We start from the raw sequence: 23,152 nt of genomic DNA on the forward strand, positions 1-23,152 counted from the left end.
TACTTTTGCAAATACTTAATTAAAAAGCCTCTTCCAGAAAATACTTTAATTTTTCTCAAAATCATTTAGAATTTAAAGATTGAGGAGTTTTTATGAGGCTTGCTGTTTTAAGCGACATACACGGAAATCTTGAAAAATTAGCAGAAGGCGGGAAAATTTTGAGAGATGCAGATGCTATTATTGTATGCGGGGATATTTCAAGGCATGGAGATTTAAAAGAGATAAAAGAGGTAATATCAGAATTGAAAGAGATAAACCCTGCCATTTTTGCCATACCTGGAAATATGGATGGGAAAGATTCTATTAATATTCTTGAAGAATTAGGGGTAAATATTCACGGAAAACAAATAGAGGTAAAGGGAATTAAATTTGCAGGGTGTGGTGGTTCAACAAAAACCCCATTTGGGACACCCTTTGAATTAGATGAAGATTTTATCTATAATTGCCTGAAAAATAACCTGAACGAGCCAGAAAAAACAGTTGTTGTATGCCACAATCCCCCTTATAAAACAAAAACAGATAGAACAATATTTGGAATGCATGTTGGAAGTAAAAAACTTCGTAATTTAATTGAAGACAAACAGCCTGTTGCTTTTCTTTGCGGGCATATACACGAATCAGCGAATATAGATTTTTTAGGAAAAACTCTTATCTTAAACCCTGGCCCTTTTAGAAGAGGGGGCATAGGGATAGTTGAAATAGATGAAGAAAATGTTAGTGGAAGGATTGAAAGGGTTTGATGGATAAGGAAAGCAAAAAGATACGCTCAATGTTTAACAATATTTCACATAGATACGATTTTCTCAACCACTTTTTCAGTGCAAATGTTGACAGAATATGGAGAAAGAAAACAGTTCAATCCCTTGAAGGAGAAAGGGTTGAAAGGATTTTAGATGTAGCATGCGGCACCCTTGATTTAGCCGTTGATTTTGCAAAAAAATTCCCTGATGCAGACATCATTGGAGTTGACTTTGCCGAAAAAATGCTTGAAAGGGGATTAAAAAAGATTAAAGGGAAAAAGATTTACCCTTTCCACGCTGACGGAAGCAAACTCCCATTTAAAGACAATACCTTTGATGTTGTATCCATTGCTTTTGGAATTAGAAACTTTGAGGATATGGAAAAGGGGTTACAAGAGTTTAGAAGGGTTTTAAAACCAGGGGGGGTGTTGCTTGTTTTAGAGTTTACTCCGAATAAAAACCCGTTTTTTAACTTCTATACAGGCTATTTGATGCCTTTTTTAGCAAAAATCTTTATGTCAGACGGCAATTCTTACAAATACCTTCACAAATCGGTAAAAGAGTTCCCAAACGGAGAAGAATTTAAAAAAATAATAGAAAAACAGGGGTTTAGAGATGTTAAATTTTTCAGACTCCCATTTGGAATATCCCTGCTCCACAAGGGATACAAAAAGTAATAAAAAACAGTTTGAGGTTGTTTTAATCGATGCAGACGATACTTTATGGGAGAACTATTTTTACTTTGAGCAGGCAAGAAACACATTTCTTAATTTTATGGAAAAACAGGGCTTTGACAGAGAAAACGTAAACTATTACCTTAACCATTTTGATACAAAGAGACTTGAAGAAATAGGATTTGGAAGCAACGGGTTTAAAAAAGCAATGGAATTTACATTAAGTCAATTCTATAACGAATCTAAAAAGGAAATAGGCACCACAGAGCTTAAGTTACTTGAAAAAATAAAAACCTTTATTTACAACCAGCCTTCAATCCCCTATCCCGGGGTTAAAGAAACACTTGAATACTTAAAAAGGAAATACAAACTAATACTTTTGACAAAAGGAGAAGAAAAAGAGCAATTAAACAAGGTTGAACGCTCAGGATTATCAAGGTTTTTCAACTCATCAATAGTTTTAAATGACAAAAAAGAAGAGCATTACAGAGAGTTAATTGTAAGCTTAAAACTTAATCCAGAAAAAACAGTTATGGTTGGAAACTCCCCAAAATCAGATATAAACCCGGCTGTAAAGGCCGGAATGTACGGAATTTTAATTCAGAGAGAAACCCAATGGGAATACGAGGAAGAAGAGCTAATAGACTCAGATAGAATTATCATTATCCGCTCTTTTAAAGAATTAAAAAATGTTTTATGAATAAAAAAATTTTCTCTGAAAACATAACAAAAACTATTTTTTCACTCTATATCCCTATTTTTGCCACAATGATGCTTCAATCCCTCTACGGGATTATAGACACCATATTTGTAGGGAAATTAGGGGCAAATTCCCTTGCAGCAGTTGGACAGTCAAACACAATTTTAATGTTTGTTTTTGCCTTTATGTCCTCTGTTTCAATAGGCTCAACATCTTTAATTGCAAGGCAATTAGGAGCGAACAAAAAAAATGACGCAAATAAAACGGTAAACCAATCTCTAATTTTAGGATCCATGCTCTCTTTAATTTTCTTTTTCCCTTTATTTTTTCTAACAAAACCTCTTTTAACCTCAATTAATACAAACATAGAAATTCTTCCTCAGGCGGATATTTATTTAAAAATAAGTGCCTTCTCCCTTATTTTTGTTTTTTTTAACTTTATGATTAACTCCCTTTTAAGGGGAGCAGGATATGTAAAACCTTCATTTTTTTTAATGGCTGTAAGCAATATAATAAATGTTTTTTTAGACTATGCAATGATTTTCGGGCATTACGGATTCCCTTTTTTAGGGGTAAAGGGGGCTGCTTACGCAACCTTAATTGCAAGAGCAATAGGCAGTGTTATGGGAATTTTAATACTGCTATCAAAAAAGTATGGTATTACCTTTCACAAAAGCTTTCTACCGGATTTCAGGATAATGAGACAGATACTTGAAGTAGGCTTTGTGGCTTCCATAATGGGGATTAGCAGGACGGTTTCATCATTAATCTTTATTGCACTTGTGGCAACCTTAGGGACAAAGGTTTTAGCCGCATTGCACGCTGGTATGTATGCTGAATCTATCTCACTCTTCTCTTCATTTGCATATTCAAGTGTAGCAACAACAATTGTCGGGCATTATTTAGGTGCTAAAAGGTTTGAAAAAATAAAAGAGATAAACAGAAAACTGCTAACATATGCGTCTATTACTGGATTATTTTTCGGTTTTTTATTCTTTCTCTTTGCTGACAAAATAGCGCTTTTATTTACTAAAGATACTGAAGTTATTCTTTACATGACCAAAATGCTTAAAACAATCTCTTTCTCAGAAGTTTTTCTTGCAATGGCATTTGTTTTTGTCGGTATTTACTATGCTGCAGGCTACATGGCTGTGCCTTTAAAAGCAAATATAATTTCATTCTGGCTTGTACGCCTCGGCTTTGCATACACCTTTATTAAATTCTATCCAGAAAAACCTGAACTAATTTTTGTTACAATTGCTTTGTTAAACATTGTTTACTCGCTTATAATGTATGCAAATTATAGAACTGAAAATTACCTAATCTACTATAAAAATGTTTAAGGAGAAAACATGAATGAGAGAATACTACTTTTAAAAGAACTTGGAAGGATTGCGTCACACATTCTTTTAAACTATTACGGAAAGATTGAAGACTACCAATTTAAGGGAAGTGTTGATATTTTAACTGAAGCAGACAAAGAATGCGAAAAAACAATTATTGAAACCATATTAAGCAGGTTTCCAAAAGACTCTATTCTTGCCGAAGAATCAGGAGAAACTGGGAACAAATTGAAATCTGAATTTTTATGGGTTATTGACCCATTGGATGGTACAACAAACTTTGCCCATGGATATCCCTTCTTTGCATTCTCCTGTGCTTTGCAAAAAGACAATGAAACAATAGCCGCTCTGGTGGAAATCCCCTTTCTCAAAGAAACTTTTTTTGCAAAAAAAGGAGAGGGGGCTTACCTAAACGAGAAAAAAATCAGGGTCTCAAAGGTAAGCGAATTAAAAAAATCCCTTTTAGTAACAGGTCTTCCCTATTTCAGGGCAAAGGTTGTTGACAATTTGCTTGAAAAAATGAAAAAGGCTGTTTTAAATGGACAGGGTTTGAGAAGAGGAGGCGCGGCAGCAGTTGACTTATGCTATATTGCCTGCGGAAGGCTTGACGGATACTTTGAGATAGGACTAAAACCGTGGGATACTGCGGCAGGAGTTTTAATAGTGGAAGAAGCAGGGGGTAAAGTTACTGATTACTCTGGAAACGAATTTTCTATTTACGGGAATGAGATTGTGGCAACAAATTCATTGATACATAATGAGTTGATTGAAAAAGTTCTTAAATAAAAAAAGCCCCGAAAATTCGGGGCTTTAAATTTATTGCTTTCCTATCTATTTTACTTCTTATTTAAAATTGAATCTTTAACCTTGTTAATGTCTTCGTCTGTAATTATTGTGCTGAAGATATTTCCATCTTTGTCTTTTCTTACAACGAAAATTTTCGGGAATTTAACAACATCGCCAAACCTGTCAAATGTTACATCGCCAGCAATACCTTTATACCCTTTTGTCTGCTGAAGCCTTCTCAAAACATCGTCAGACCTTGGTGATTTTTCATTAGCATATGCTGCAATCTTTAAAGCATCATAAGCGTGTGCAGCATATACATCAGGCTCATGTCCACACCTATCAATAAAATCTTTTACAAACCTTTTTACATCTTCCCTTGTGCTTTTCGGGTCAAATTGAGCCTTTGCGTAGACAAGCCCAACTGCGAAATCGCCCATCTCTTTTATAAAAGATGGCCTTCCAATAGAGGAAGAAGCAAATTTGTACGCTTTAACCTTTTCTTCATCTAATGCCTTCAAAAGCATTTTCGCATCGTCAGGATATGAGCACATAACGACCGCTTCAGGATCCAATTCTTTTATCTTTTTGGCAATAGCAACAAAGTCATCGTAAATAGCATCAGGTGAATACCTGATAACATCTTTAACATCCATATCGGCAGTATTTCTTGCAATTCTTAAAATCTCGTTTGAAACTCCATAGCCGTATTCATTTTTTACTGCAACTACAACAATTGACCTGATAAGCATTTTATTAAACATTACATCAGCTAACTTTTTGGCCTCAATTGTATCAGAAGGGTATACCCTGAAAGTATAATCGTTACCCTTTTGAGTAAGCCTTGGAGTTGAAGCAGTTGGTGATACAAAAGGAACCTTATACTTTTCAGCGAGAGGAGCAACTGCTAAAGCTACTTCACTTGCACATGGTCCTACAACGACACTAACATGATTCTCTTTAACAAGTTTTTTATATGCCTCTTTTCCCTTTTCAGGAATACCCATTGAATCTTCGTAAAATACCTCTACTTTTTTACCTTTAATTCCACCTTCCGCATTTAAATGAATCTTTGCTATTTCAATAGCACATTTAATATCTTTACCAATAGGAGCAAGAACACCTGAAAGAGGAACAATTGCTCCAATTCTTACAACCTTATCCTTTTTACAGGCTGTTGTGGACATTACCGCAATTAACATACCTATTGAAATTATTGCCACAAGTAATTTTTTCATTTTTCCTCCTGAATAATTAATATCTTACAAAAAAAACATATCAAAATAAGCAATAACTGTCAATGTTAAACAAAGAACACTACTTTAACTTCCCTGACAAAACATTTGCTGCAACAAGCACTGGATCCCATACAGGTGAAAAAGGCGGCGCATAGGCAAGGTCAAACATAGAAAATTCCTTAACCGTATTTCCGTTGAAAATTGCTGTTGCAACAATATTTATCCTGTGGGCAACTCCTGTTTTGCCAATCATTTGACAGCCTAATAATTTCCCTGTTTTCTTGTCCCCAATCATTGCAACCTGTATAGGGTATTTGTATTTGTATCCATGGGCAGCAGAGGAAGCAGTAATAACAATTTCAACTGGGTCAAATCCTTCATTTAAAGCATCGTTTAATGTTAATCCACAGCTTGCAACCTCTTTATCAAAGAGTTTAAATTCTGCACTTTTTATTACCCCCGGGAACCTCGCAAGTTCCCTTGCCGCATTTAAACCAGCAACTCTTCCTTGCTTGTTGGCCACTGTCCCAAGAGGCACATAGGTCTTTCTGTTTGTAATCCTGTGAATACTTTCAGCACAATCACCAGCAGCAAAAATCCCGGATATTGAGGTTTCCATTTTACTATCAACAGCAATTGCCCCATTTACTCCAAGCTCAATGCCAGCATCTTTAGCAAGCTTACTATTTGGCTTTACTCCAGTTGCAAGCAAAACAATATCTGCCTCAAATTCACCTGAAGTGGTTATAACCCTGTCATTGTCAATCCTTTCAACAGTTGTATTAAAATATGCCTTAACACCGTTTCCCTCAAGGGTTTTTAAAATAGAGTTAATAATCTCTCCATTGTAATTTGGCATTGGTTTTTCAAGCATTTCAACAATTGTAACATCAAGCCCTGATTCTTTGAAACTCTCAGCCATTTCAAGCCCTATATATCCAGCGCCTATAATAACCGCTTTTTTAGGCTTTTTTTCCTCTATAAATTTTTTAATAGCAACCCCATCGTTTAATGTTCTTAAAGAAAAAACATTTTCATTATCAATTCCCGGGATTGGAGGTTTAACAGGTGATGCGCCTGTTGCTATAACAAGCCTATCGTAGTTAATAGATTTTTCTTTTCCACTTATTAACTCTTTGTAAAAAACTCTTTTTTCATTTGGGGATATCCCTAAAACAAGGTGATTAGTTCTTACATCAATGCCTCTTTTGTCTCTTGCATCATCAACTGTAAGCACAATTAAGTCTTTGTAATCCCCATCAGGATTTGCAATATAGTATGGCATACTGCAGGCACCGTAAGAAATGAATTCCCCTTTTTCAAGAACAATTACCTCCGCACCTTTGTCTACCTTTTTAATTCTGCTTGCGGCACTCATTCCCGCCGCAATACCACCGATAACAACATACCTATTGCCCATCTTTCACCACCTTAGTTTTTATTTTAACTTTATCATTTTCCTCAACCAATCTTATCTGCAATTTAGCATTTCTATTTTTCTCTTTAATCATCTGAAACCTATCATATATCTTTTTCTTAAAAACTTCATAGGGAACATTTACCTGTTTTTTCTGGCTTTCTAACTTTATTTTATAATCATTATAAATTTTTTGTAACTTCTGCTCTTCTGACTTAATATCCCCAATTACAACCTTTTCTTCTTGAGGAACAACTGTTCTATTTTCTTCTTTTGCGTCAACTAATGGAACTGTAATCAATCCTTCCTCTTTTAATTTTTGATACTTTTTCTCCTGAAAATCTTTTAATCTATTGAAGTTTATTTTCTGGACATTATACCTTGCAAGTAAATTCTCAAACCTGAATTTATGAATGTATTTTTTAAATGGAATCCTTCTTAATGTTTTTATTAACTCTTTAACCCTTTGCTCGGCAAACTCAAGATTCACATCAGGCATATGGGCTAATTCCCTGTTGTATTCAATCCTTAATCTCTTTATCTCTTTTTCCAGATTGTCTAACAGTATAGTTACATTGTCTTTTTCTTTGTTCATTCTTCACCACTTAAAGTTATCTCATTAATATTTTAATACATTTTTAAAGGTTTATTAGTTTTTTGTCAATAAAATCAAAAACTCTCTCTTTATCATTTACAACCTCAAAATTAAATAAACTTTTTAAAAAGAATTTTCCGTACCATTTTTTCTGAATTCTTTTGTCTAAAATTATAAAAATCCCTTTATCTTTTTCATCCCGTATAAGCCTACCCATACCCTGTTTTAACTGTAAAACTGAAAGAGGTATTGCATAATCCTTAAAAGAATTTTTAATCCTTGATGATTTTTCACTAAAAACAGGGTCATCAGGTCTGTTAAAGGGGAGTCTATCAATAATAACACAGGATAAATCCTCCCCCTTTATATCAATCCCCTCCCAGAAAGAAAAGCTACCAATTAAGACTGAGTTTTGACTTTCTCTAAACCTTTCTATTAAAAAAGAATTGCTGTCTTCACCCTGTACAAGTATGTTTAAATCAACTTTGTTTCTTAAAGCATTGGCAAATAGTTTTACATTTTTCAAGCTTGTACAAAGCAAAAAGGTTTTTCCCTTTATTCTTTTTAAAATATCATAAATTTCTTCAACAGACTTTTCTACAAAATCAGGTTCATCAACAAAGGGAATATCCAATGGAACATATAACAAAGTATTCTCTTTGTAATTAAAGACAGAGGGTAAAACAAAGCTTTCTGCATACTCAACTCCAACGCTTTTCTTAAAAAAATCAAGGGAATTGTTAACAGCCAGAGTTGCAGAAGTAAAAATTACACAGGGATAATAGACACTAAAAAGATTAGAAAGTTTGTCAGATACATTTAAAGGGATATTCTTAAAAACAACGCTTTTATCTTCGTATTCATAGAATGAAACAAAATCTGGATTATCTATAAGCTCAACAAAAACTATAAACCTATCTGCCCTTTTTATTAAATTAGTCTTTAAATCAAAATCATCTTCATCTATTAATTTCAAATCCTCTTTTAAAAAACCCATGGTTTCTTTCAACTTGTAAAAATACTTTTTCTGTTTTTTGTCAATCCTTGCTGTCTGAATATTTTCAAGTTCGAGATTTTCTTTGTTTTGAAGGTACTCAAAATTCTTAACATACTTTAACCTTAACTCTGATGGAAGCTGATTAAAAAATATAGTAAGCATCCTCAAGGAAAAAGTTTCTCCAAACTGAATTGAAGCAATAGTTTCAAATTTATGGGCCTCATCTATAACCACAACATCTGCAAGAGGGAGAATGCTTCCAAAATCAGAGGATTTAACTGCTAAATCTGAAACAAAAAGATGATGGTTAACAAGTACAATATCAGCATCAACAGCCCTTTTTCTTGCTCTATAAAAATAGCATTCTTTGTAATGAGGACACTTTCTCCCTGTACAAAAATTTTTATCAGCATTAATCTTTCTAATTGAAATGTCTGAAAGAGAAAGCCCTTCAATTTCAGAAAAATCACCTTTCTCTGTGTATTCAATCCAGCTTGAAATTGTGTTGTATAAGTGTTTCTCTCTGTTTGAACCAGGTTTATTTTTTTCGTTGAAAAATCTAAGCAAACAGAGGTAATTCTGCCTTCCTTTAAGTATTTCAACCTTATAATCCCTGTTAAACAACTGTGCAGTAAATGGAATATCTTTTTCAAATAATTGATGCTGTAAAACAATGGTAGCTGTTGATATAATCGCTTTCTTCTCTTTTTGAAAAATAGGCAATAGATAGGCAAATGTTTTCCCAACTCCTGTAGGCGCTTCAATAACAAGAGGTTTGCATTCATCAATGGCATTGGCCACCTTCTCGGCCATTAGAATTTGAGACTCTCTCTCTGAGAATCCATCTAAAAACTTAGCAAGAAGGCCGTTTTGACTGAAAAACTCTCTCATTCACTATCTTTAAGATTTGAGACATAATATGCTAACATTTCAAGCAATGCCCTGAAATCGGCACATACTGTTTTCACATTGTTGGGAACAGAAATCCTTGCAGGGGCAAAATTCATTAAACCCTTTACCCCTGCTTTTACAAATGCATCTGCAACCTGTTGAGCCGCCCTCGCAGGAACGGCTATAATTCCCATATCAACCTTTAATTCTTTTACTTTTTCAGGCAATTCTTTAACATGGAAAATAGGGATATTGTTTTCCCCGTAGGTTCTCCCCACCTTCCTTGCGTTGCTGTCAAACATTGCAACAATCCTGAATGAGCCCTCATTGAATTTTGGGTAATGAGCAAGAGCTTTTCCTAAATTACCAGCTCCAGCAATTGCCACATTATAAACCCTCTGAAGGCCTAAAATCATTTTTATCTTTTCAATTATCTCATCAACATTATAGCCAACACCCCTTTTCCCGAATGTGCCAAAGTATGAAAAATCCTTTCTTATTAAATCAGAATTTAAATTAAACCTCTCTGCCAACTCCTTTGAGGAAACAAATTCGTACCCTTCCTCTTTTAATTGAATAAAGCACCTCAAATAAAGTGTTAGCCTTCTTGCAACAACCTCTGAGACACAGGAACAATATTTTTTCAATTCCTTTTCATTCATATAAGCACCTTTGAAGCAAGAATTGCTAACTTGTTAATTGCCTGAGGGAACAGTCCAAAATAGATTACCCCTACAGCACAAACAACTAACAATGACAAAGTTAAAAAACTAAATTCAAAATTCCTTTCCTCCGGATTTTCCTTCATATACATAAAAACAACAACTTTTAAATAGTAATAAACAGAAATAAGTGACCCTAAAATACCGATTAATGCAAGGATATACTGCTCTTTTACAATAAGGGATTTAAATATATAAAACTTTCCAACAAATCCTATGGTTGCTGGAATTCCAGCAAGAGAAAACATAAAAACACTTAAAAGAACTCCAAACAGCGGATATTTATAGCCTAATCCCCTTAAATGATTGTATTCAACATAGTCATTATCCCCAATTTTCAAAAGGGAAAGGCTGCCGAAAGCACCTATATTTATAAGCAGGTACCCAGCAAGATAAAACAGTATTGCTGAAATCCCCTCAATTGAGAATGCAACAATTGCCATTAAAAGGTATCCAGCATGGGCAATTGAAGAGTAAGCAAGCATTCTCTTTACAGAATTTTGTACCAGAGCTCCTAAATTACCTATTAAAACAGTTAAAATTGCTATTACAAAAATTGCCTTTTCCCACAAAATAAACATATCCGGAAAGGCAATATAAAGGATTTTTACAAGGATAACAATTGCAACAGCCTTTGGTGCAATTGACATAAATGCTGTTACAGGTGTTGGAGCACCTTCGTAAGCATCTGGAGTCCACATGTGGAATGGCGCTGCCGACGCTTTAAAGCCAATACCAACCATTAAAAATAAAAGCCCCAATTTAAAGAGTTCATCTCCCTTTTTAACAATCATTATATCTTTTAAAACAACACTTCCAGTTGCACCATAGATTACAGCAATTCCAAAGAGGAAAAAGCCAGAAGCAATTGAACCTAAAATAAAATACTTTAAAGCACCCTCAACAGACGGTTCTTTGTATCTAAAATAAGCAACAGTTGCATAGAGTGGAATTGAGGTTAACTCAAGGCCAACAAAAATGTTTATAAGGTTGTTTGTATTAACCATCACAAGCAAACCGCAAATTGTAGCAAGGGCAATTGCGTAAAATTCTGGATGCTTGAATTCTTCCTTGTTAAAAAACCCTTCTGCCAGGACAAATGATGCAATCCCGCAGACAAGCACAAGGATTGAGAGGTAAATATTAAAAGCGTTGTAAAAAACCATACCGTTCATATAATCAAGACTTCTATATGTTAATTGAGGCAATAACTTAACAAAGTAATATAAATCAGCAAACAAAAACAACGATGCAATAACCCCTGAGTAATGCTTTATCTTCTCATTTAAAACACCCATAAAAGAGAGAACGATTATCCCCCCTGTAAGAATCAAAAAGGGCATTAGCATATAGTAATTTATGGTTATATTCATTTTTTACCCCCCTCATTATCAATCACAGTAACAACCTGTTTTGCCTTAAACATATTCAAATAATAATCAACAGATTTCTGCATTCTCTTAAAAAAGAAGTTTGGATAAAGCCCTATCCAGAAAATCATAATCACAAGGGGTACAAGGTATGCAATCTCTCTTTTAGTTAAATCAGTTAACTTCTTGTTTTCCTCTGAAGGCTCTGTATTAAAGAATACCCTCTGGTACATCCAGAGCATATAAACAGCCCCTAAAATAACCCCTGAAGCAGCAAAGGCAGTGTAAACCCAGGCATGCTGCCAGGAAGATTTAAAGGTACCTAAAAGTATTGAAAATTCACCTACAAAACCGTTTGTCAAAGGTAGCCCAATTGAAGAGAGGGTAACAATCATAAAAAAGGTTGCGTAAACAGGCATAACCTTAGCAATACCACCATATTCTGAAATAAGTCTTGTATGCTTTCTTTCGTAAACCACACCAACCAAGAGGAAGAGTGCACCTGTAGAAATACCGTGGTTAATCATCTGTAAAATACCGCCCTGCATACCGTAAACTGTCAGGGCAAACAAGCCAAGCATAACATAGCCTAAGTGAGAAACAGAAGAGTATGCAACAAGTTTCTTAATATCCTTCTGCACCATTGCAACAAGCGCACCGTAAATTATACCGATTATAGCAAGCACAATTACATAAGGTGCGAATTTTACCATTGCATCTGGAAACATTGGCATTGCAAACCTTAAATAACCGTAGGTACCTAATTTAAGCAAAACACCTGCAAGAATAACTGAGCCTGCTGTCGGTGCCTCTGTATGAGCATCAGGCAACCATGTGTGAAACGGGAAAATAGGTACTTTAATTGCAAATGCTATTGCAAAAGCAATAAAGAGATAAATCTGTTCATTTAAACTAAAATGATAAGAGTAAATCTTAGTTACATCAAATGTTCCTGTTGTTTTGTAAATGTACATAATTCCCAAAAGCATGAGAAGAGAGCCTGCCATTGTATAGATAAAGAATTTAATTGCTGCGTAAATCCTTCTCTCTCCTCCCCATACTCCAATAATAAAGTACATAGGGATGAGCATAACTTCCCAGAAAACATAGAATAGAAATAAATCAAGCGCAACAAGTGAACCTAAAATTCCAACCTCAAGCAAAAACATATGGATATAAAATGATTTAACCTTTTTTGTAATTCCAGAATAGGTTGAAAGAAAGATTATAGGCATAAGAAATGTTGTAAGCAAAACAATAAAAAGGCTTATGCCATCTATCCCTATAAAGTACTGTGAATTTAAAAAGTTAGAAACTATCCAGCTTGTCCTTTCAACAAATTGAAGTTTATAGACTGAATAGTCAAAGTTAAGCAATAGTTTTAAAGATATTAAAAAGTGAATAAGGGAAAAGACAATCCCGAAAACCTTTATCCCCTTTTCCTCTTTTGAGGGGAAAAACAAGAGTATAACAACTGCAAGCAGCGGGAAAAATGTAATCAAACTTAAAAAATGATTCTCAAACATAACTACCCCTCACCTATAAGAAAATCCAGAATAGTATCAGTATTCCGGCCAGCATTGTTAATGCGTAAACCTTTACTGCACCGTTCTGGTATAGAGAGTAAATCTTACCAACACACCTTGCAAGGTATGCGGAAAGGTTTACAGCCCCGTCAATTATTACAGTATCTATAAACAACCAGCAAAACTCGCCTATCTTTCTAACTGGAGTAACAACTAAAGCAAAGTAAATCTCATCAACATAGTACTTATTTAAGAGAATTTTATAGAAATAATTAAAGGTATTTGCAAGTTTTTCAGGAGCATCTGTCTTTCTTCCATACAGGAATTTAGCAAACAACCAGCCTATTATTGCAAGACCTACAGATACAAACATTAAAGTCCATTCCATTGATACATTGTGCATAAAGTGTATATGACCTATATTTTCTACCATAGGCTCTAAGTAATGCTCAAGCAAATTGGGAAGGTGGAATATATGAGGAAATCCCAGCCATCCACCAACCACTGAGAGAAAAGCCAACGCCATAAGTGGCACAGTCATTACAGATGGAGACTCGTGTAAAGCCTCTTCTTCGTTTTTCGTACCTCTGAAATCCCCTAAAAATGTCAGGTAAACAAGTCTGAACATATAGAATGATGTTAGTACTGCTGCAAAAGCACCTATACCCCATAAAATTTTATGGTTTGAAGCAAATGCCTTCCACAAAATCTCATCCTTTGAAAAGAAACCTGCAAATGGCGGGAATCCAGCAATAGCAAGGGTTGCTATTAAAAATGTCCAGTATGTTTTAGGCATATACTTTTTCAACCCACCCATATTTCTTATATCCTGCGGGTCTTTATCGTGTATTCCCGCATGGTGAAATGCATGGTGCATTGCGTGAATTACAGAACCTGAACCAAGGAATAGCAAAGCCTTAAAAAATGCGTGGGTTAAAATGTGGAAGAAGCCTGCAATAAAGGCTCCAACACCCAACGCCAAAAACATATAGCCTAACTGTGAAACAGTTGAGTAAGCAAGCACCTTCTTTATATCGTTTTGAACCGTACCAATTGTTGCCGCAAACAGTGCGGTTAAACCGCCAACCCATGCAATTGTAAGCAAGGTAATTGGTGCTAATTGAAAGAGAAAGTTTAGTTTAACTATCATGTAAACACCTGACGTTACCATTGTTGCAGCGTGGATAAGTGCAGAAACAGGTGTTGGGCCTGCCATTGCATCAGGAAGCCATATATAGAGAGGAATTTGAGCAGATTTACCTGTTGCACCAACAAACAATAGAATTGTAGCAAGGGTGATAAGCCCCAATGTATGCTCAGGCTTCAATCCAGCAGAAACAATAGCTTCTCTAATTTTTGTAAATTCAAGGCTTCCAAAAAGGGTAAAAATCAAAAACATTCCAAGAATAAAACCAAAATCACCTACCCTGTTTACAATAAATGCCTTTTTACCTGCATCTGATGCAACCTTTGTTGTGTAATAGAAACCAATAAGCAGATAAGAACATAAACCAACACCTTCCCAGCCAACAAACATTAAAAGCAAATTGTCGGCTAAAACAAGTGTTAACATCATAAAAACAAAGAGGTTAAGATAGGCAAAGTATCTCCAGTAACCATCCTCTTCTGCCATATAGCCGATTGAGTAAACATGGATTAAGAAACTGACGCCGGCTACCATTAAAGTCATGGAGCCTGACAATCTATCAAAAAGGTATGCAAAATTTACATTAAAATCTCCGTAAGAAATCCACGGGAAAAGTACATTCCTTATGCCGTGTTCAGAGAATTCTGCACTTCCGTTCATCTGAACAAACAGCACACAGGCAAGAAGGAATGATAAAAGAATTGCTCCACTCCCAATAATTCCAATAGCCTTTCTTGGCAGCTTCCTGCCAAACAAACCGTTAATTAAAAATCCTATTAACGGAAAAACAGGGATTAACCATACATATCCAGTCATAACATCATCCCTTCAAAAGTTTTATTTCGTCAACTTCTATTGTTTCCCTCAACTTAAAGTAAGCCACCACCAACGCTAAACCCACTGCCGCCTCTGCAGCCGCAATGGCAAATATAAAAAACACAAAAACCTGTCCGTCAACATTTCCTATAAAGCGGGAAAATGCAACAAACAAAAGGTTTACTGAGTTTAAAATCAATTCAATACACATTAAAATAGTAATAATGTTTCTTCTTATTAAAATTCCAACCACACCAATAGTAAACAATACTGCACTTAAAACTGCGTAATCCACCATAGCAACCATAATCACACCCTCTTCTTTGATAAGAATACCGCCGCCACCATTGCGGCAAGCAGTAACAAAGAGATTAACTCAAAGGGAATAAAGTATTTGCCGAACATAACATCAGCAATTGTTTCAACATTGTTTTTCATTCCCCCTACCGCACTCATCTTTGTGTAAGATAAAAGAATTTTACTCTTCAAAAAGGAAATGTAAATTAGCAAACCTATTAAAATTCCGCCTATAACTGAAACAAAGGTTACAAATTTACTTCTCTTTGAAGGTTCTTCCCTGTGCTGATTAAGAAGCATTAAAACAAAGAGAAACAGTACTATGATTGCCCCCGCATAAACAACAAGCTGCATAGCAGCAATAAAGGGTGCTGATAGAGTAAGGTAAATACCAGCTACAGCCACAAAAGAAAGCAATAAATACAATCCACTAACAATTGGCCTATCAGACAAAATTACCATTACCGCGGCAAAAACCGCAATAAAACTTAAAATCCAGAACGCCAGCTGCATTTTATTCCCCACCTTCTCTTTTAGTTTTTACCAATTCTTCTATACCAATAATTCCGGCTTCCCTTGATGTGTGAACGATCTCATAATGATTTGTCAATACAATAGCATCTTTAGGGCAAGCCTCTTCACAGAACCCACAGTAAATACATCTGTGTAAATCAATCTGAAAAACTTTAGGTGCCTTTTCTTTCGGATGCTCTTTATCAAAATCTTCAAGGTCTTCAGGCTCAATGTAAATAGCATCAGCAGGACATGCAGTTGCACAGCAAAAACAAGCAACACACTTTAATGTGCCGTCAGGATAGGTATTCAATCTATGTAACCCTCTGTACCATTCTGGAATATCTTCTTTTCTCCTGTCAGGGTACTCAATAGTGTACCTTTTTGAGGGGGGAGTAAACAGAGTTTTAAAAAAGTGAGAGATTGTAATCCCCATCCCTTTAATAACAGCGGGAAGGTAAATCTTATCCCAGAATTTCAGTTTAACTTCTTTTTTTATAGCCATTTCCTACCCCCCGTATGCGTAAAAAAGAGCAACTATTACAAGGTTAATCAACGACAACGGCAACAGATATTTCCATCCTAAACGCATCAACTGGTCGTATCTGAATCTTGGTAAAGTCCACCTTATCCAGATAAAAGTCCATAAAACAAACAATAACTTTATAACAAAGGCTATAATTGAGCCAGCAACTGTTGAATCAAGGTAAGGAAAGTGCCAGCCGCCAAGGTATAGCACCACAAAAAAGCCTGATGCTGTAATCATATTGGCGTATTCAGCAAGGAAAAACATGGAAAACTTCATACTCATGTATTCTGTATGGTAACCAATAATCTCTGATTCACCTTCTGCAAAGTCAAATGGCAATCTATTGGTTTCAGCAAACATTGCGGTGAAAAACACTATTGCCCCTAAAATTTGAGGTACAATATTCCACATTCCGGTCTGCGCTTCGATTATTTTGTCAAGCCTTAAACTGCCTGTTGAAAGAATAACACCAACAACAGCAAGGGTCATGGCAAGCTCATAGGATATAACCTGAGCAGATGCCCTCATTGCTCCCAATATAGACCATTTATTGTTTGAAGCCCATCCTCCAATTATTATTCCATAAACCCCCATTCCTGCAAGGGCAAATATGTATAAAACACCTATATTTGTGTCAGGGGGTAAAATACTTAAAAAATACTGGGTTCCATTTTTCACAAAAGGCTTTCCAAAGGGAATTGCCGCAAATGTCATAGTTGCCGGGATAAAGGATATTATTGGTGCTATTGTGTAAAGCACCCTGTCAACATGAAGAGGGAATAAGTCCTCTTTAAAAAACAGCTTTAACCCATCTGCAAGCGGCTGTCCAAGTCCAAGTATCCTAATCTTCCCGAAAAGGGCAACTCTGTTTGGGCCAACCCTATCCTGGATAAAAGCCGCCCCTCTTCTTTCAGCCCATGTAGCAATGGCAACTATGGTTAAAACAACAATAAAAACAACCACCACCTTAAATACCATAAAAACCTGAGGATTCAACAAACCTTCCATCATAACTCAAACCCTTCTGTCCCTAACTTCTGGTAGTTAAGGTCTTTATCTAATTGTTCTTTAGCAAAACGAACAAAAATCTCTTCTCCGCTCTTAAAGTCACTTTCAAGAAATTCCCATAACGGCCTTGCGTTAAACATATAATCGCAGGCTTTATGCGAATGCTGAACAAGGTTTTTATTATTGATATAACACCCGTCTTCTTCAACAAAGATAGGTGCAGGTAAAACTAAATTAGCACTTTTACCGAAATCTGATAGCATTGGTTCAAAAACAACTGAAAATGTTGCTCTCTTTAACACGCTTAAAATTCTTACCTCACTTTTTGAATGGATTTTACCAACATTGTGTAAGAATAAAGCAAAGTCGTAGTCAATCTCTTCAATTTCAGAAACCTTTGGTAACTTCATCAATTTAAGCATCCTATCATTTGGAGCTTTTTTCTCTTCCATATAAAGGGCAATTTCAGGTAATTCTTTTCTAAAAGATGAAGGCCTGAAAACATCGAACCCCTTCTCCCTTGCAAAGAGATAAGCAGCATAGTTTTCCTCAATAGAATGAAGCGGGGAAAGTATAACAACCCCTTTTCTAACATTTGATTTTTTCCTTATTACCTCTACTGCTTTTTCAAAATTGATTTCTTCTCCTTCAAGGATTGGGGATTTTACTCTGTTTTCTTTATCATTGTACAATTTATATGAGTATCTTCCTTCATCACAAATAAAAAATTGTCCCAGCTTTCTATTTTCAGCAGTGTGAATTCTTACAATCTCGTCGTCATCACCGTCAAGCAGCTGTTTTCTGTTTGATACATCAACATATATATTGCACCCTGCTGCACAACCCTGACAGATCGCCTTTACTTTTTTTGTAAACCAAACCCTCTTTTTAAATCTAAATTCGTTCAAACCGAGGGCCCCAACAGGGCAAATATCAGCTATATTTGATGCCCATGGGTTGTTGTCAAGGCTTTCAGGATCAACGCAAACTATATGAGCGTGTGAGCCTCTTTCAACAGTTGTCAGCTCATAAGTTTTTGTAACCTCTCTTAAAAACCTCACACACCTTGTGCAAAGGACACATCTATTAGGATTCAAATAAATCTTTTTGCTAATTTTTTCAACTTTGTGCCTTTCCTTGGGGAATTCATACCTTGACTTTTGAGCACTGTGTTCAAAATAGTAATCCTGAAGCTTGCACTCACCAGATTTGTCACATATAGGACAATCAACAGGGTGGTCAAGTAGAATAAATTCCAATACACCCTTTCTTGCCTCTTTCACAATTTTAGAATCTGTGTAAATCTCCATCCCATCTGAAACCCTTGTTGAGCAGGCAGTCATAGGTTTTGGCATTCCCTTAACCTCAACAAGACACATCCTGCAATTACCTGCAATAGAAAGGGCAGGATGATAACAGTAATGAGGTATTTCAATGCCAATTTCCCTTGCCGCTTCAAGGATTGTTTTTCCCTCTTCAACCTGGTATTCTCTGTCGTTTATCTTTATACTTATCATATCCGCCACCTAAAATATGGGTATTTTATTTTCTACCATGCACTTTTTGTGCTCAATGTGATACTCAAACTCATCCCTGAAACGCTCAACTGCCGGTTTAATGCACATTACAGCAGCATCACCTAATGGGCAAATAGTCCTTCCCATTATCTTTCCACATATATCAAGGATAAGGTCTATATCACCCTTTTTCCCTTCTCTGTCCTCAATTCTTTTTAGAATTTTGTAAAGCCATGCAGTACCTTCCCTGCAGGGAGTGCACTGGCCGCAAGATTCGTGTGCATAGAACTTTGCAAGCCTTGTAAATGCTTCAACCATGCAGGTATCTTCACTCATAACGATTATTGCACCAGAACCTAACATAGAACCCACTTTTTTCAATGAATCAAAATCCATTGGGATGTCAAGGTGTTCGGGGCCTAACACAGGGGCTGAAGAGCCACCTGGGATAACAGCTTTTAGCTTCTTGCCGCCAACAATTCCCCCTGCATGCTCATAGATTATCTCCCTCAACGGCGTACCCATAGGAAGCTCAAATACACCGGGATTGTTAACATGCCCGCTAACTGCATAAATCTTTGTTCCATTGTTTTTTTCTGGGCCTATTGATAGAAACCAATCTGCACCTTTTTTGATAATATCTGGAACACAGGCAATTGTTTCAACATTGTTTACCGTAGTTGGTTTTCCAAACACACCGTACTGTGCAGGAAAAGGAGGCTTTAACCTTGGCTGACCTGGCTTCCCTTCAAGGGAATTGATTAAACCGGTTTCTTCACCGCATACATAAGCCCCTGCCCCTAAATGCACATAGAGGTCAAAATCAAAGCCTGAATTTAAAATATTCTTTCCTAAAAATCCCTTTTCATAGGCTTCGTCAATAGCTTTCTGGAGGATTTTAGCAACAAACTCAAACTCACCTCTGATGTAAATGTAACCTACTGTTGCCCCCATAGCATAGCCACCTATCACCATTCCCTCAATCAACTGATGGGGGTTTTCACTCATAATGTATCTGTCTTTAAAGGTTCCAGGCTCTCCTTCATCTGCATTGCAAACAAAGTATTTTTGCCCTTCACCCTTAGGCATAAAACTCCACTTTAAACCTGTTGGGAAACCAGCGCCACCTCTACCTCTTAAGTTTGAACGCTTTACCTCTTCAATAATGTCATCAGGCTGCATGGTGAAGGCTTTTTTTAATCCCTCGTAACCGCCTAATTTAATGTAATTTTCAATATTGCGCACTTCCGGGTCAATCAGGTGTTTAAAGAGAACTATCTCAGACATCTAATTCCCCCTTTCTGAGGGATTCTATTAATTCCTCAACCTTTTTTTCGTCAAGATTTTCAAAGTATTTATCATTTACCTGAATAACAGGTGCTGTACCACAGGAACCAAGGCATTCAACCTCTGTCAGGGTAAACATCCCGTCTTCAGTTGTTTCCCCTGGTTTGATGCCCAATAATTCCTGCAATTTATCAACAAGCCTTCTTGCTCCTAAAAGAGAACAGGATATATTGGTACAAACCTGAAGGTGGTATTTCCCAACAGGTTTTTTATTGTACATTGTGTAAAATGTTGCAACACTTAAAACATGAGCAACAGGTAAATTCAGTGTCTGGGCAACTAATTTAATTACATCCATAGAAACATAACCGAATTTATCCTGAGCATAGTGTAAAAAAGGCAATGTGCAGGCCTGATTATTTGGATATTTCGCTCTGATTTCTTCAAGTTTTTTCACATCATTTTCGTCAAATCTAAGTGCCATGCTATCCCCCTACCTGTCCAATTCGCCTGCAATAATGTTTAAACTACCTAAAATTGCAACCGCATCCGCAATCATATGCCCTTTAACCTGTTCATCAAAGGATGAGAATATAGGAAAGCAAGGTGGCCTTACCCTTATTCTATATGGCCTTGCCTCTCCATCTGAAACTATGTAAAAACCTAATTCACCATTAGCAGCCTCTGTTGCTGAATAAATTTCTCCAGCAGGAGGCTTAACCCCTTCCATAATCAATTTCATATGGCAAATTAATCCCTCTATTGTGTTGTAAACCTCTTCCTTAGGTGGCAAAACAATTCTTGGGTCGTCAACTATAATCGGACCTTCTGGGAGGTTTTCAATTGCCTGTTCTAAAATTTTTACAGACTGTCTCATCTCTTCAACCCTGACAAGATATCTATCGTAAACATCTCCCCTTGTACCAACCGGTACCTCAAATTCATAGTTTTCATAACCTAAATATGGTTGAACCTTCCTCAAATCCCATTCAACCCCGCATGCCCTCAAACATGGACCTGTGTACCCATATGAAATTGCATCTTCAGCAGAAAATTCACCTATACCTCTTGTTCTGTCATACCAGATTCTGTTTTTTGTTAACAGTGCTTCAAGCTCGTCAACTGCTTTGGGAAATTCTTTTATAAATTGCCTTATTTTATCAATGGTAACATCATCTAAATCCCTTTTAACCCCACCAATTCTTGTGTATGAGGTTGTGAGCCTTCCCCCTGTCATTCTCTCAAAAATATCGTAAATAAATTCCCTGTACTTGAACAGGTAAAGGAAAGCTGAAAAAGCACCTATATCAACAGCATTGATTCCAACACAAACAATATGGTCAGCAATCCTTCCAAGTTCGCAGGCAATTACCTCAATAACCTGTGCCCTTGGTGGGGACTGAATTCCTAACAGTTTTTCAACTGCCAATGTATAACCTACATTGTTGTTTATTGAAGAGGTGTAATTCATCCTGTCTGTAAAGGGGATAAATTTCTGATAGGTTCTGTTTTCCCCTAATTTCTCAACACCTCTATGCAAATACCCTATCCTTGTCTCGCTCCCAACAATGGTTTCCCCCTCTAATTCTAAAATAATGTGCAAAGTACCGTGGGTAATAGGGTGAGAGGGGCCCATGTTAACTATCATTCTGTCAGTTTTAATATCTAATTCTTTCTTTATATTAGTCATGGCAGTGTAAATTATCTCCTTCCAGAGGATACTCTTTTCTCAAAGGATGGCCTTTAAAGCCTTCCCACATGAGAATCCTCTTTAAGTTTGGATGGTTCTTAAACCTTACACCGAACATGTCGTAAACCTCACGCTCATACCAGTTTGCTGTTTTATAAAGAGAGGTAACCGAATCAATTTCCGGCCAATCCTCCTTCATAGGGACTTTGACTATAAGCCTTAAAAGAGGCTCCATAGACAGCATATTGTAGATTATTTCAAACTTGTACTCGCGGTGAGGATAATGCACCGCCGTTAAATCAATAAGCATATTGAACCCATTCTCTTTTAACAACTGTAAAACTTCAACTATCTTTGAAGGGTCTTTAAGGATTAAAAAGGTGTCTCCCCTTAGCCCTTCCTGAAACTCAATTGAGTCAGCGAAGTATTTCGTCAGCAGGCTCATAATCTGTTTCATTGATCTGCTCCAATCTTTTATAGAATTCTTCTATTCTTCTTTTTCTATCAATCAAAGATTCACGCTCTACAAGCTTCTGAATTTCCATTAATCCTTTTATAAAGGATTCAGGCCTTGGCGGACAACCATTAACATAAACATCAACAGGTATTATCCTGTCTATACCCTGCTGAACAGAATAAGAACGGAAAAAGCCGCCTGAACAAACACAGGAACCAACAGCCATTACCCATTTGGGCTCAGCCATCTGTGCATATATTTTTCTCAAAACAGGCACCATTTTTCTTGTAATAGTACCCATAACCATCATCAAATCACTCTGCCTGGGGGAAAACCTCATAGCTTCGGCACCAAACCTTGAAAGGTCAAAGTGCGATGCCTGAACAGCCATAAACTCTATGGCACAACATGCTGTACCAAATGGCATTGGCCACAGAGACCACTTTCTCGCCCAATTAACAGCCTTCGATAGTTGAGTGGTGAATATGGTATCACCTAAAGCCTTTTCTATTCCCATTCCAGTGCTCCTTTCCACCAAACATAAAGGTAACCGGCAAGTAAAACAATCAAGAAAAATATAATTTCAACAAGAATAAATTTGCCTGTTGTTATGTATTTTTTATAAACAACCGCCCAGGGATACATAAACGCAATTTCAACATCAAAAAGTAGAAACAACATTGCAATTACAAAGTATTTAACCGAATACCTTCTCCTTGCATCCGGCTGCACAAGGGGAGCACCGCACTCGTAGGTATCCAATTTCTTATCGTGAGGCCTTTTAGGACCTAACAGATAGGACAACCCTACCATAATTAGGGCTGTAATTACGGATAAACCTAACAAAAGAACAATAGGCTTAAAAAGTACCACTTCCCCCATTTCTCATTCC

The 23,152-nt window shown here is 36.4% G+C and carries 24 protein-coding genes; 5 read left to right on the forward strand and 19 right to left on the reverse strand.

Annotated elements, in window-relative coordinates; genetic code table 11:
* The first annotated feature begins 92 nt into the window (after positions 1–92).
* From TTHT_RS05965 to TTHT_RS05985, 5 genes are read left to right on the forward strand one after another with little or no spacing between them, the layout of a single operon-like run.
* Entirely contained in the window at positions 93–740 is a 648-nt protein-coding gene (locus tag TTHT_RS05965) for a metallophosphoesterase family protein (protein WP_201327065.1), read from the forward strand.
* On the forward strand, positions 740–1,417 hold the full coding sequence (ubiE, locus tag TTHT_RS05970) for a bifunctional demethylmenaquinone methyltransferase/2-methoxy-6-polyprenyl-1,4-benzoquinol methylase UbiE (RefSeq protein ID WP_201327066.1): 678 nt from the start codon (positions 740–742) through the stop codon (positions 1,415–1,417). Before TTHT_RS05965 ends, ubiE begins: the two co-directional genes overlap by 1 nt.
* Positions 1,356–2,114, forward strand: a complete 759-nt coding sequence (locus TTHT_RS05975) for an HAD family hydrolase (protein WP_201327067.1) — start codon at positions 1,356–1,358, stop codon at positions 2,112–2,114. Before ubiE ends, TTHT_RS05975 begins: the two co-directional genes overlap by 62 nt.
* Positions 2,111–3,457 carry an MATE family efflux transporter gene (locus tag TTHT_RS05980; protein ID WP_201327068.1) on the forward strand — a complete coding sequence of 449 codons (1,347 nt, stop codon included), beginning with the start codon at positions 2,111–2,113 and terminating at the stop codon, positions 3,455–3,457. The genes TTHT_RS05975 and TTHT_RS05980 overlap by 4 nt, the downstream gene beginning before the upstream one ends.
* Positions 3,458–3,466: 9 nt before the next feature.
* The gene (locus TTHT_RS05985; protein ID WP_201327069.1) at positions 3,467–4,243 is read left to right on the forward strand and encodes an inositol monophosphatase family protein; all 777 of its coding nucleotides are present in this window, start codon (positions 3,467–3,469) and stop codon (positions 4,241–4,243) included.
* Between the two features lie 50 nt (positions 4,244–4,293).
* Here TTHT_RS05985 and TTHT_RS05990 read toward each other — a convergent pair whose 3' ends face one another.
* The 19 genes from TTHT_RS05990 to TTHT_RS06080 all read right to left on the reverse strand — a co-directional run bounded on the left by TTHT_RS05990 (position 4,294) and on the right by TTHT_RS06080 (position 23,142).
* Positions 4,294–5,481 (reverse strand): ABC transporter substrate-binding protein, encoded by a 1,188-nt coding sequence (locus TTHT_RS05990; protein WP_201327070.1) that lies wholly within the window; start codon positions 5,479–5,481, stop codon positions 4,294–4,296.
* A gap of 79 nt (positions 5,482–5,560) precedes the next feature.
* Positions 5,561–6,901 carry an FAD-dependent oxidoreductase gene (locus tag TTHT_RS05995; protein WP_201327071.1) on the reverse strand — a complete coding sequence of 447 codons (1,341 nt, stop codon included), beginning with the start codon at positions 6,899–6,901 and terminating at the stop codon, positions 5,561–5,563.
* Entirely contained in the window at positions 6,891–7,493 is a 603-nt protein-coding gene (locus tag TTHT_RS06000) for a hypothetical protein (protein ID WP_201327072.1), read from the reverse strand. Before TTHT_RS06000 ends, TTHT_RS05995 begins: the two co-directional genes overlap by 11 nt.
* Positions 7,494–7,536: 43 nt before the next feature.
* Positions 7,537–9,381, reverse strand: coding sequence for an ATP-dependent DNA helicase (locus TTHT_RS06005; RefSeq protein ID WP_201327073.1), 1,845 nt, complete (start codon positions 9,379–9,381; stop codon positions 7,537–7,539).
* Positions 9,378–10,043 carry a redox-sensing transcriptional repressor Rex gene (locus TTHT_RS06010; RefSeq protein WP_201327074.1) on the reverse strand — a complete coding sequence of 222 codons (666 nt, stop codon included), beginning with the start codon at positions 10,041–10,043 and terminating at the stop codon, positions 9,378–9,380. Before TTHT_RS06010 ends, TTHT_RS06005 begins: the two co-directional genes overlap by 4 nt.
* Entirely contained in the window at positions 10,040–11,476 is a 1,437-nt protein-coding gene (locus TTHT_RS06015) for an NADH-quinone oxidoreductase subunit N (RefSeq protein WP_201327075.1), read from the reverse strand. Before TTHT_RS06015 ends, TTHT_RS06010 begins: the two co-directional genes overlap by 4 nt.
* Positions 11,473–12,999 carry a complex I subunit 4 family protein gene (locus tag TTHT_RS06020; RefSeq protein ID WP_201327076.1) on the reverse strand — a complete coding sequence of 509 codons (1,527 nt, stop codon included), beginning with the start codon at positions 12,997–12,999 and terminating at the stop codon, positions 11,473–11,475. The genes TTHT_RS06015 and TTHT_RS06020 overlap by 4 nt, the downstream gene beginning before the upstream one ends.
* A 13-nt stretch (positions 13,000–13,012) precedes the next feature.
* Positions 13,013–14,962: an NADH-quinone oxidoreductase subunit L gene (gene nuoL, locus TTHT_RS06025; RefSeq protein ID WP_201327077.1), complete on the reverse strand. Its 1,950-nt coding sequence runs from the start codon at positions 14,960–14,962 to the stop codon at positions 13,013–13,015.
* Positions 14,963–14,966: 4 nt separating this feature from the next.
* The gene (gene nuoK, locus TTHT_RS06030; protein WP_201327078.1) at positions 14,967–15,269 is read right to left on the reverse strand and encodes an NADH-quinone oxidoreductase subunit NuoK; all 303 of its coding nucleotides are present in this window, start codon (positions 15,267–15,269) and stop codon (positions 14,967–14,969) included.
* A gap of 2 nt (positions 15,270–15,271) precedes the next feature.
* Positions 15,272–15,772 carry an NADH-quinone oxidoreductase subunit J family protein gene (locus TTHT_RS06035; protein ID WP_201327079.1) on the reverse strand — a complete coding sequence of 167 codons (501 nt, stop codon included), beginning with the start codon at positions 15,770–15,772 and terminating at the stop codon, positions 15,272–15,274.
* 1 nt (position 15,773) lies between these two features.
* Positions 15,774–16,277, reverse strand: coding sequence for a NuoI/complex I 23 kDa subunit family protein (locus tag TTHT_RS06040; protein WP_201327080.1), 504 nt, complete (start codon positions 16,275–16,277; stop codon positions 15,774–15,776).
* Positions 16,278–16,280: 3 nt separating this feature from the next.
* Entirely contained in the window at positions 16,281–17,312 is a 1,032-nt protein-coding gene (gene nuoH / locus TTHT_RS06045; RefSeq protein WP_236578187.1) for an NADH-quinone oxidoreductase subunit NuoH, read from the reverse strand.
* Complete coding sequence (locus tag TTHT_RS06050) at positions 17,309–18,826, reverse strand: 2Fe-2S iron-sulfur cluster-binding protein (RefSeq protein ID WP_201327081.1); 1,518 nt, start codon at positions 18,824–18,826, stop codon at positions 17,309–17,311. The genes nuoH and TTHT_RS06050 overlap by 4 nt, the downstream gene beginning before the upstream one ends.
* A 9-nt stretch (positions 18,827–18,835) precedes the next feature.
* Positions 18,836–20,113 (reverse strand): NADH-quinone oxidoreductase subunit NuoF, encoded by a 1,278-nt coding sequence (gene nuoF / locus TTHT_RS06055; RefSeq protein WP_201327082.1) that lies wholly within the window; start codon positions 20,111–20,113, stop codon positions 18,836–18,838.
* Positions 20,106–20,597, reverse strand: a complete 492-nt coding sequence (gene nuoE / locus TTHT_RS06060; RefSeq protein ID WP_201327083.1) for an NADH-quinone oxidoreductase subunit NuoE — start codon at positions 20,595–20,597, stop codon at positions 20,106–20,108. Before nuoE ends, nuoF begins: the two co-directional genes overlap by 8 nt.
* A gap of 9 nt (positions 20,598–20,606) precedes the next feature.
* Positions 20,607–21,803, reverse strand: a complete 1,197-nt coding sequence (locus TTHT_RS06065; protein WP_201327084.1) for an NADH dehydrogenase (quinone) subunit D — start codon at positions 21,801–21,803, stop codon at positions 20,607–20,609.
* Positions 21,796–22,260, reverse strand: a complete 465-nt coding sequence (locus TTHT_RS06070) for an NADH-quinone oxidoreductase subunit C (RefSeq protein ID WP_201327085.1) — start codon at positions 22,258–22,260, stop codon at positions 21,796–21,798. Before TTHT_RS06070 ends, TTHT_RS06065 begins: the two co-directional genes overlap by 8 nt.
* Positions 22,220–22,777: an NADH-quinone oxidoreductase subunit B gene (locus tag TTHT_RS06075; RefSeq protein WP_201327086.1), complete on the reverse strand. Its 558-nt coding sequence runs from the start codon at positions 22,775–22,777 to the stop codon at positions 22,220–22,222. The genes TTHT_RS06070 and TTHT_RS06075 overlap by 41 nt, the downstream gene beginning before the upstream one ends.
* Positions 22,768–23,142, reverse strand: coding sequence for an NADH-quinone oxidoreductase subunit A (locus TTHT_RS06080; protein WP_201327087.1), 375 nt, complete (start codon positions 23,140–23,142; stop codon positions 22,768–22,770). The genes TTHT_RS06075 and TTHT_RS06080 overlap by 10 nt, the downstream gene beginning before the upstream one ends.
* Positions 23,143–23,152: the final 10 nt, after the last annotated feature.

It is taken from the genome of Thermotomaculum hydrothermale, assembly GCF_016592575.1.
Taxonomy (GTDB): domain Bacteria; phylum Acidobacteriota; class Holophagae; order Thermotomaculales; family Thermotomaculaceae; genus Thermotomaculum; species Thermotomaculum hydrothermale.

Bases quoted from the DNA above. Each gene is read 5' to 3' on its own strand.
- TTHT_RS05985 (WP_201327069.1), top strand. From the start codon at position 3,467: ATGAATGAGAGAATACTACTTTTAAAAGAACTTGGAAGGATTGCGTCA.
- TTHT_RS06035 (WP_201327079.1), bottom strand. From the start codon at position 15,772: ATGCAGCTGGCGTTCTGGATTTTAAGTTTTATTGCGGTTTTTGCCGCG.
- nuoL (WP_201327077.1), bottom strand. From the start codon at position 14,962: ATGACTGGATATGTATGGTTAATCCCTGTTTTTCCGTTAATAGGATTT.
- nuoK (WP_201327078.1), bottom strand. From the start codon at position 15,269: ATGGTTGCTATGGTGGATTACGCAGTTTTAAGTGCAGTATTGTTTACT.
- nuoH (WP_236578187.1), bottom strand. From the start codon at position 17,312: ATGATGGAAGGTTTGTTGAATCCTCAGGTTTTTATGGTATTTAAGGTG.
- TTHT_RS06040 (WP_201327080.1), bottom strand. From the start codon at position 16,277: ATGGCTATAAAAAAAGAAGTTAAACTGAAATTCTGGGATAAGATTTAC.
- TTHT_RS06050 (WP_201327081.1), bottom strand. From the start codon at position 18,826: ATGATAAGTATAAAGATAAACGACAGAGAATACCAGGTTGAAGAGGGA.
- TTHT_RS06080 (WP_201327087.1), bottom strand. From the start codon at position 23,142: ATGGGGGAAGTGGTACTTTTTAAGCCTATTGTTCTTTTGTTAGGTTTA.
- nuoF (WP_201327082.1), bottom strand. From the start codon at position 20,113: ATGTCTGAGATAGTTCTCTTTAAACACCTGATTGACCCGGAAGTGCGC.
- TTHT_RS06000 (WP_201327072.1), bottom strand. From the start codon at position 7,493: ATGAACAAAGAAAAAGACAATGTAACTATACTGTTAGACAATCTGGAA.
- TTHT_RS05965 (WP_201327065.1), top strand. From the start codon at position 93: ATGAGGCTTGCTGTTTTAAGCGACATACACGGAAATCTTGAAAAATTA.
- TTHT_RS05990 (WP_201327070.1), bottom strand. From the start codon at position 5,481: ATGAAAAAATTACTTGTGGCAATAATTTCAATAGGTATGTTAATTGCG.
- TTHT_RS06010 (WP_201327074.1), bottom strand. From the start codon at position 10,043: ATGAATGAAAAGGAATTGAAAAAATATTGTTCCTGTGTCTCAGAGGTT.
- TTHT_RS06075 (WP_201327086.1), bottom strand. From the start codon at position 22,777: ATGGGAATAGAAAAGGCTTTAGGTGATACCATATTCACCACTCAACTA.
- ubiE (WP_201327066.1), top strand. From the start codon at position 740: ATGGATAAGGAAAGCAAAAAGATACGCTCAATGTTTAACAATATTTCA.
- TTHT_RS06015 (WP_201327075.1), bottom strand. From the start codon at position 11,476: ATGAATATAACCATAAATTACTATATGCTAATGCCCTTTTTGATTCTT.
- nuoE (WP_201327083.1), bottom strand. From the start codon at position 20,597: ATGGCACTTAGATTTGACGAAAATGATGTGAAAAAACTTGAAGAAATC.
- TTHT_RS06020 (WP_201327076.1), bottom strand. From the start codon at position 12,999: ATGTTTGAGAATCATTTTTTAAGTTTGATTACATTTTTCCCGCTGCTT.
- TTHT_RS06070 (WP_201327085.1), bottom strand. From the start codon at position 22,260: ATGAAACAGATTATGAGCCTGCTGACGAAATACTTCGCTGACTCAATT.
- TTHT_RS06065 (WP_201327084.1), bottom strand. From the start codon at position 21,803: ATGACTAATATAAAGAAAGAATTAGATATTAAAACTGACAGAATGATA.
- TTHT_RS06005 (WP_201327073.1), bottom strand. From the start codon at position 9,381: ATGAGAGAGTTTTTCAGTCAAAACGGCCTTCTTGCTAAGTTTTTAGAT.
- TTHT_RS05980 (WP_201327068.1), top strand. From the start codon at position 2,111: ATGAATAAAAAAATTTTCTCTGAAAACATAACAAAAACTATTTTTTCA.
- TTHT_RS05995 (WP_201327071.1), bottom strand. From the start codon at position 6,901: ATGGGCAATAGGTATGTTGTTATCGGTGGTATTGCGGCGGGAATGAGT.
- TTHT_RS05975 (WP_201327067.1), top strand. From the start codon at position 1,356: ATGTTAAATTTTTCAGACTCCCATTTGGAATATCCCTGCTCCACAAGG.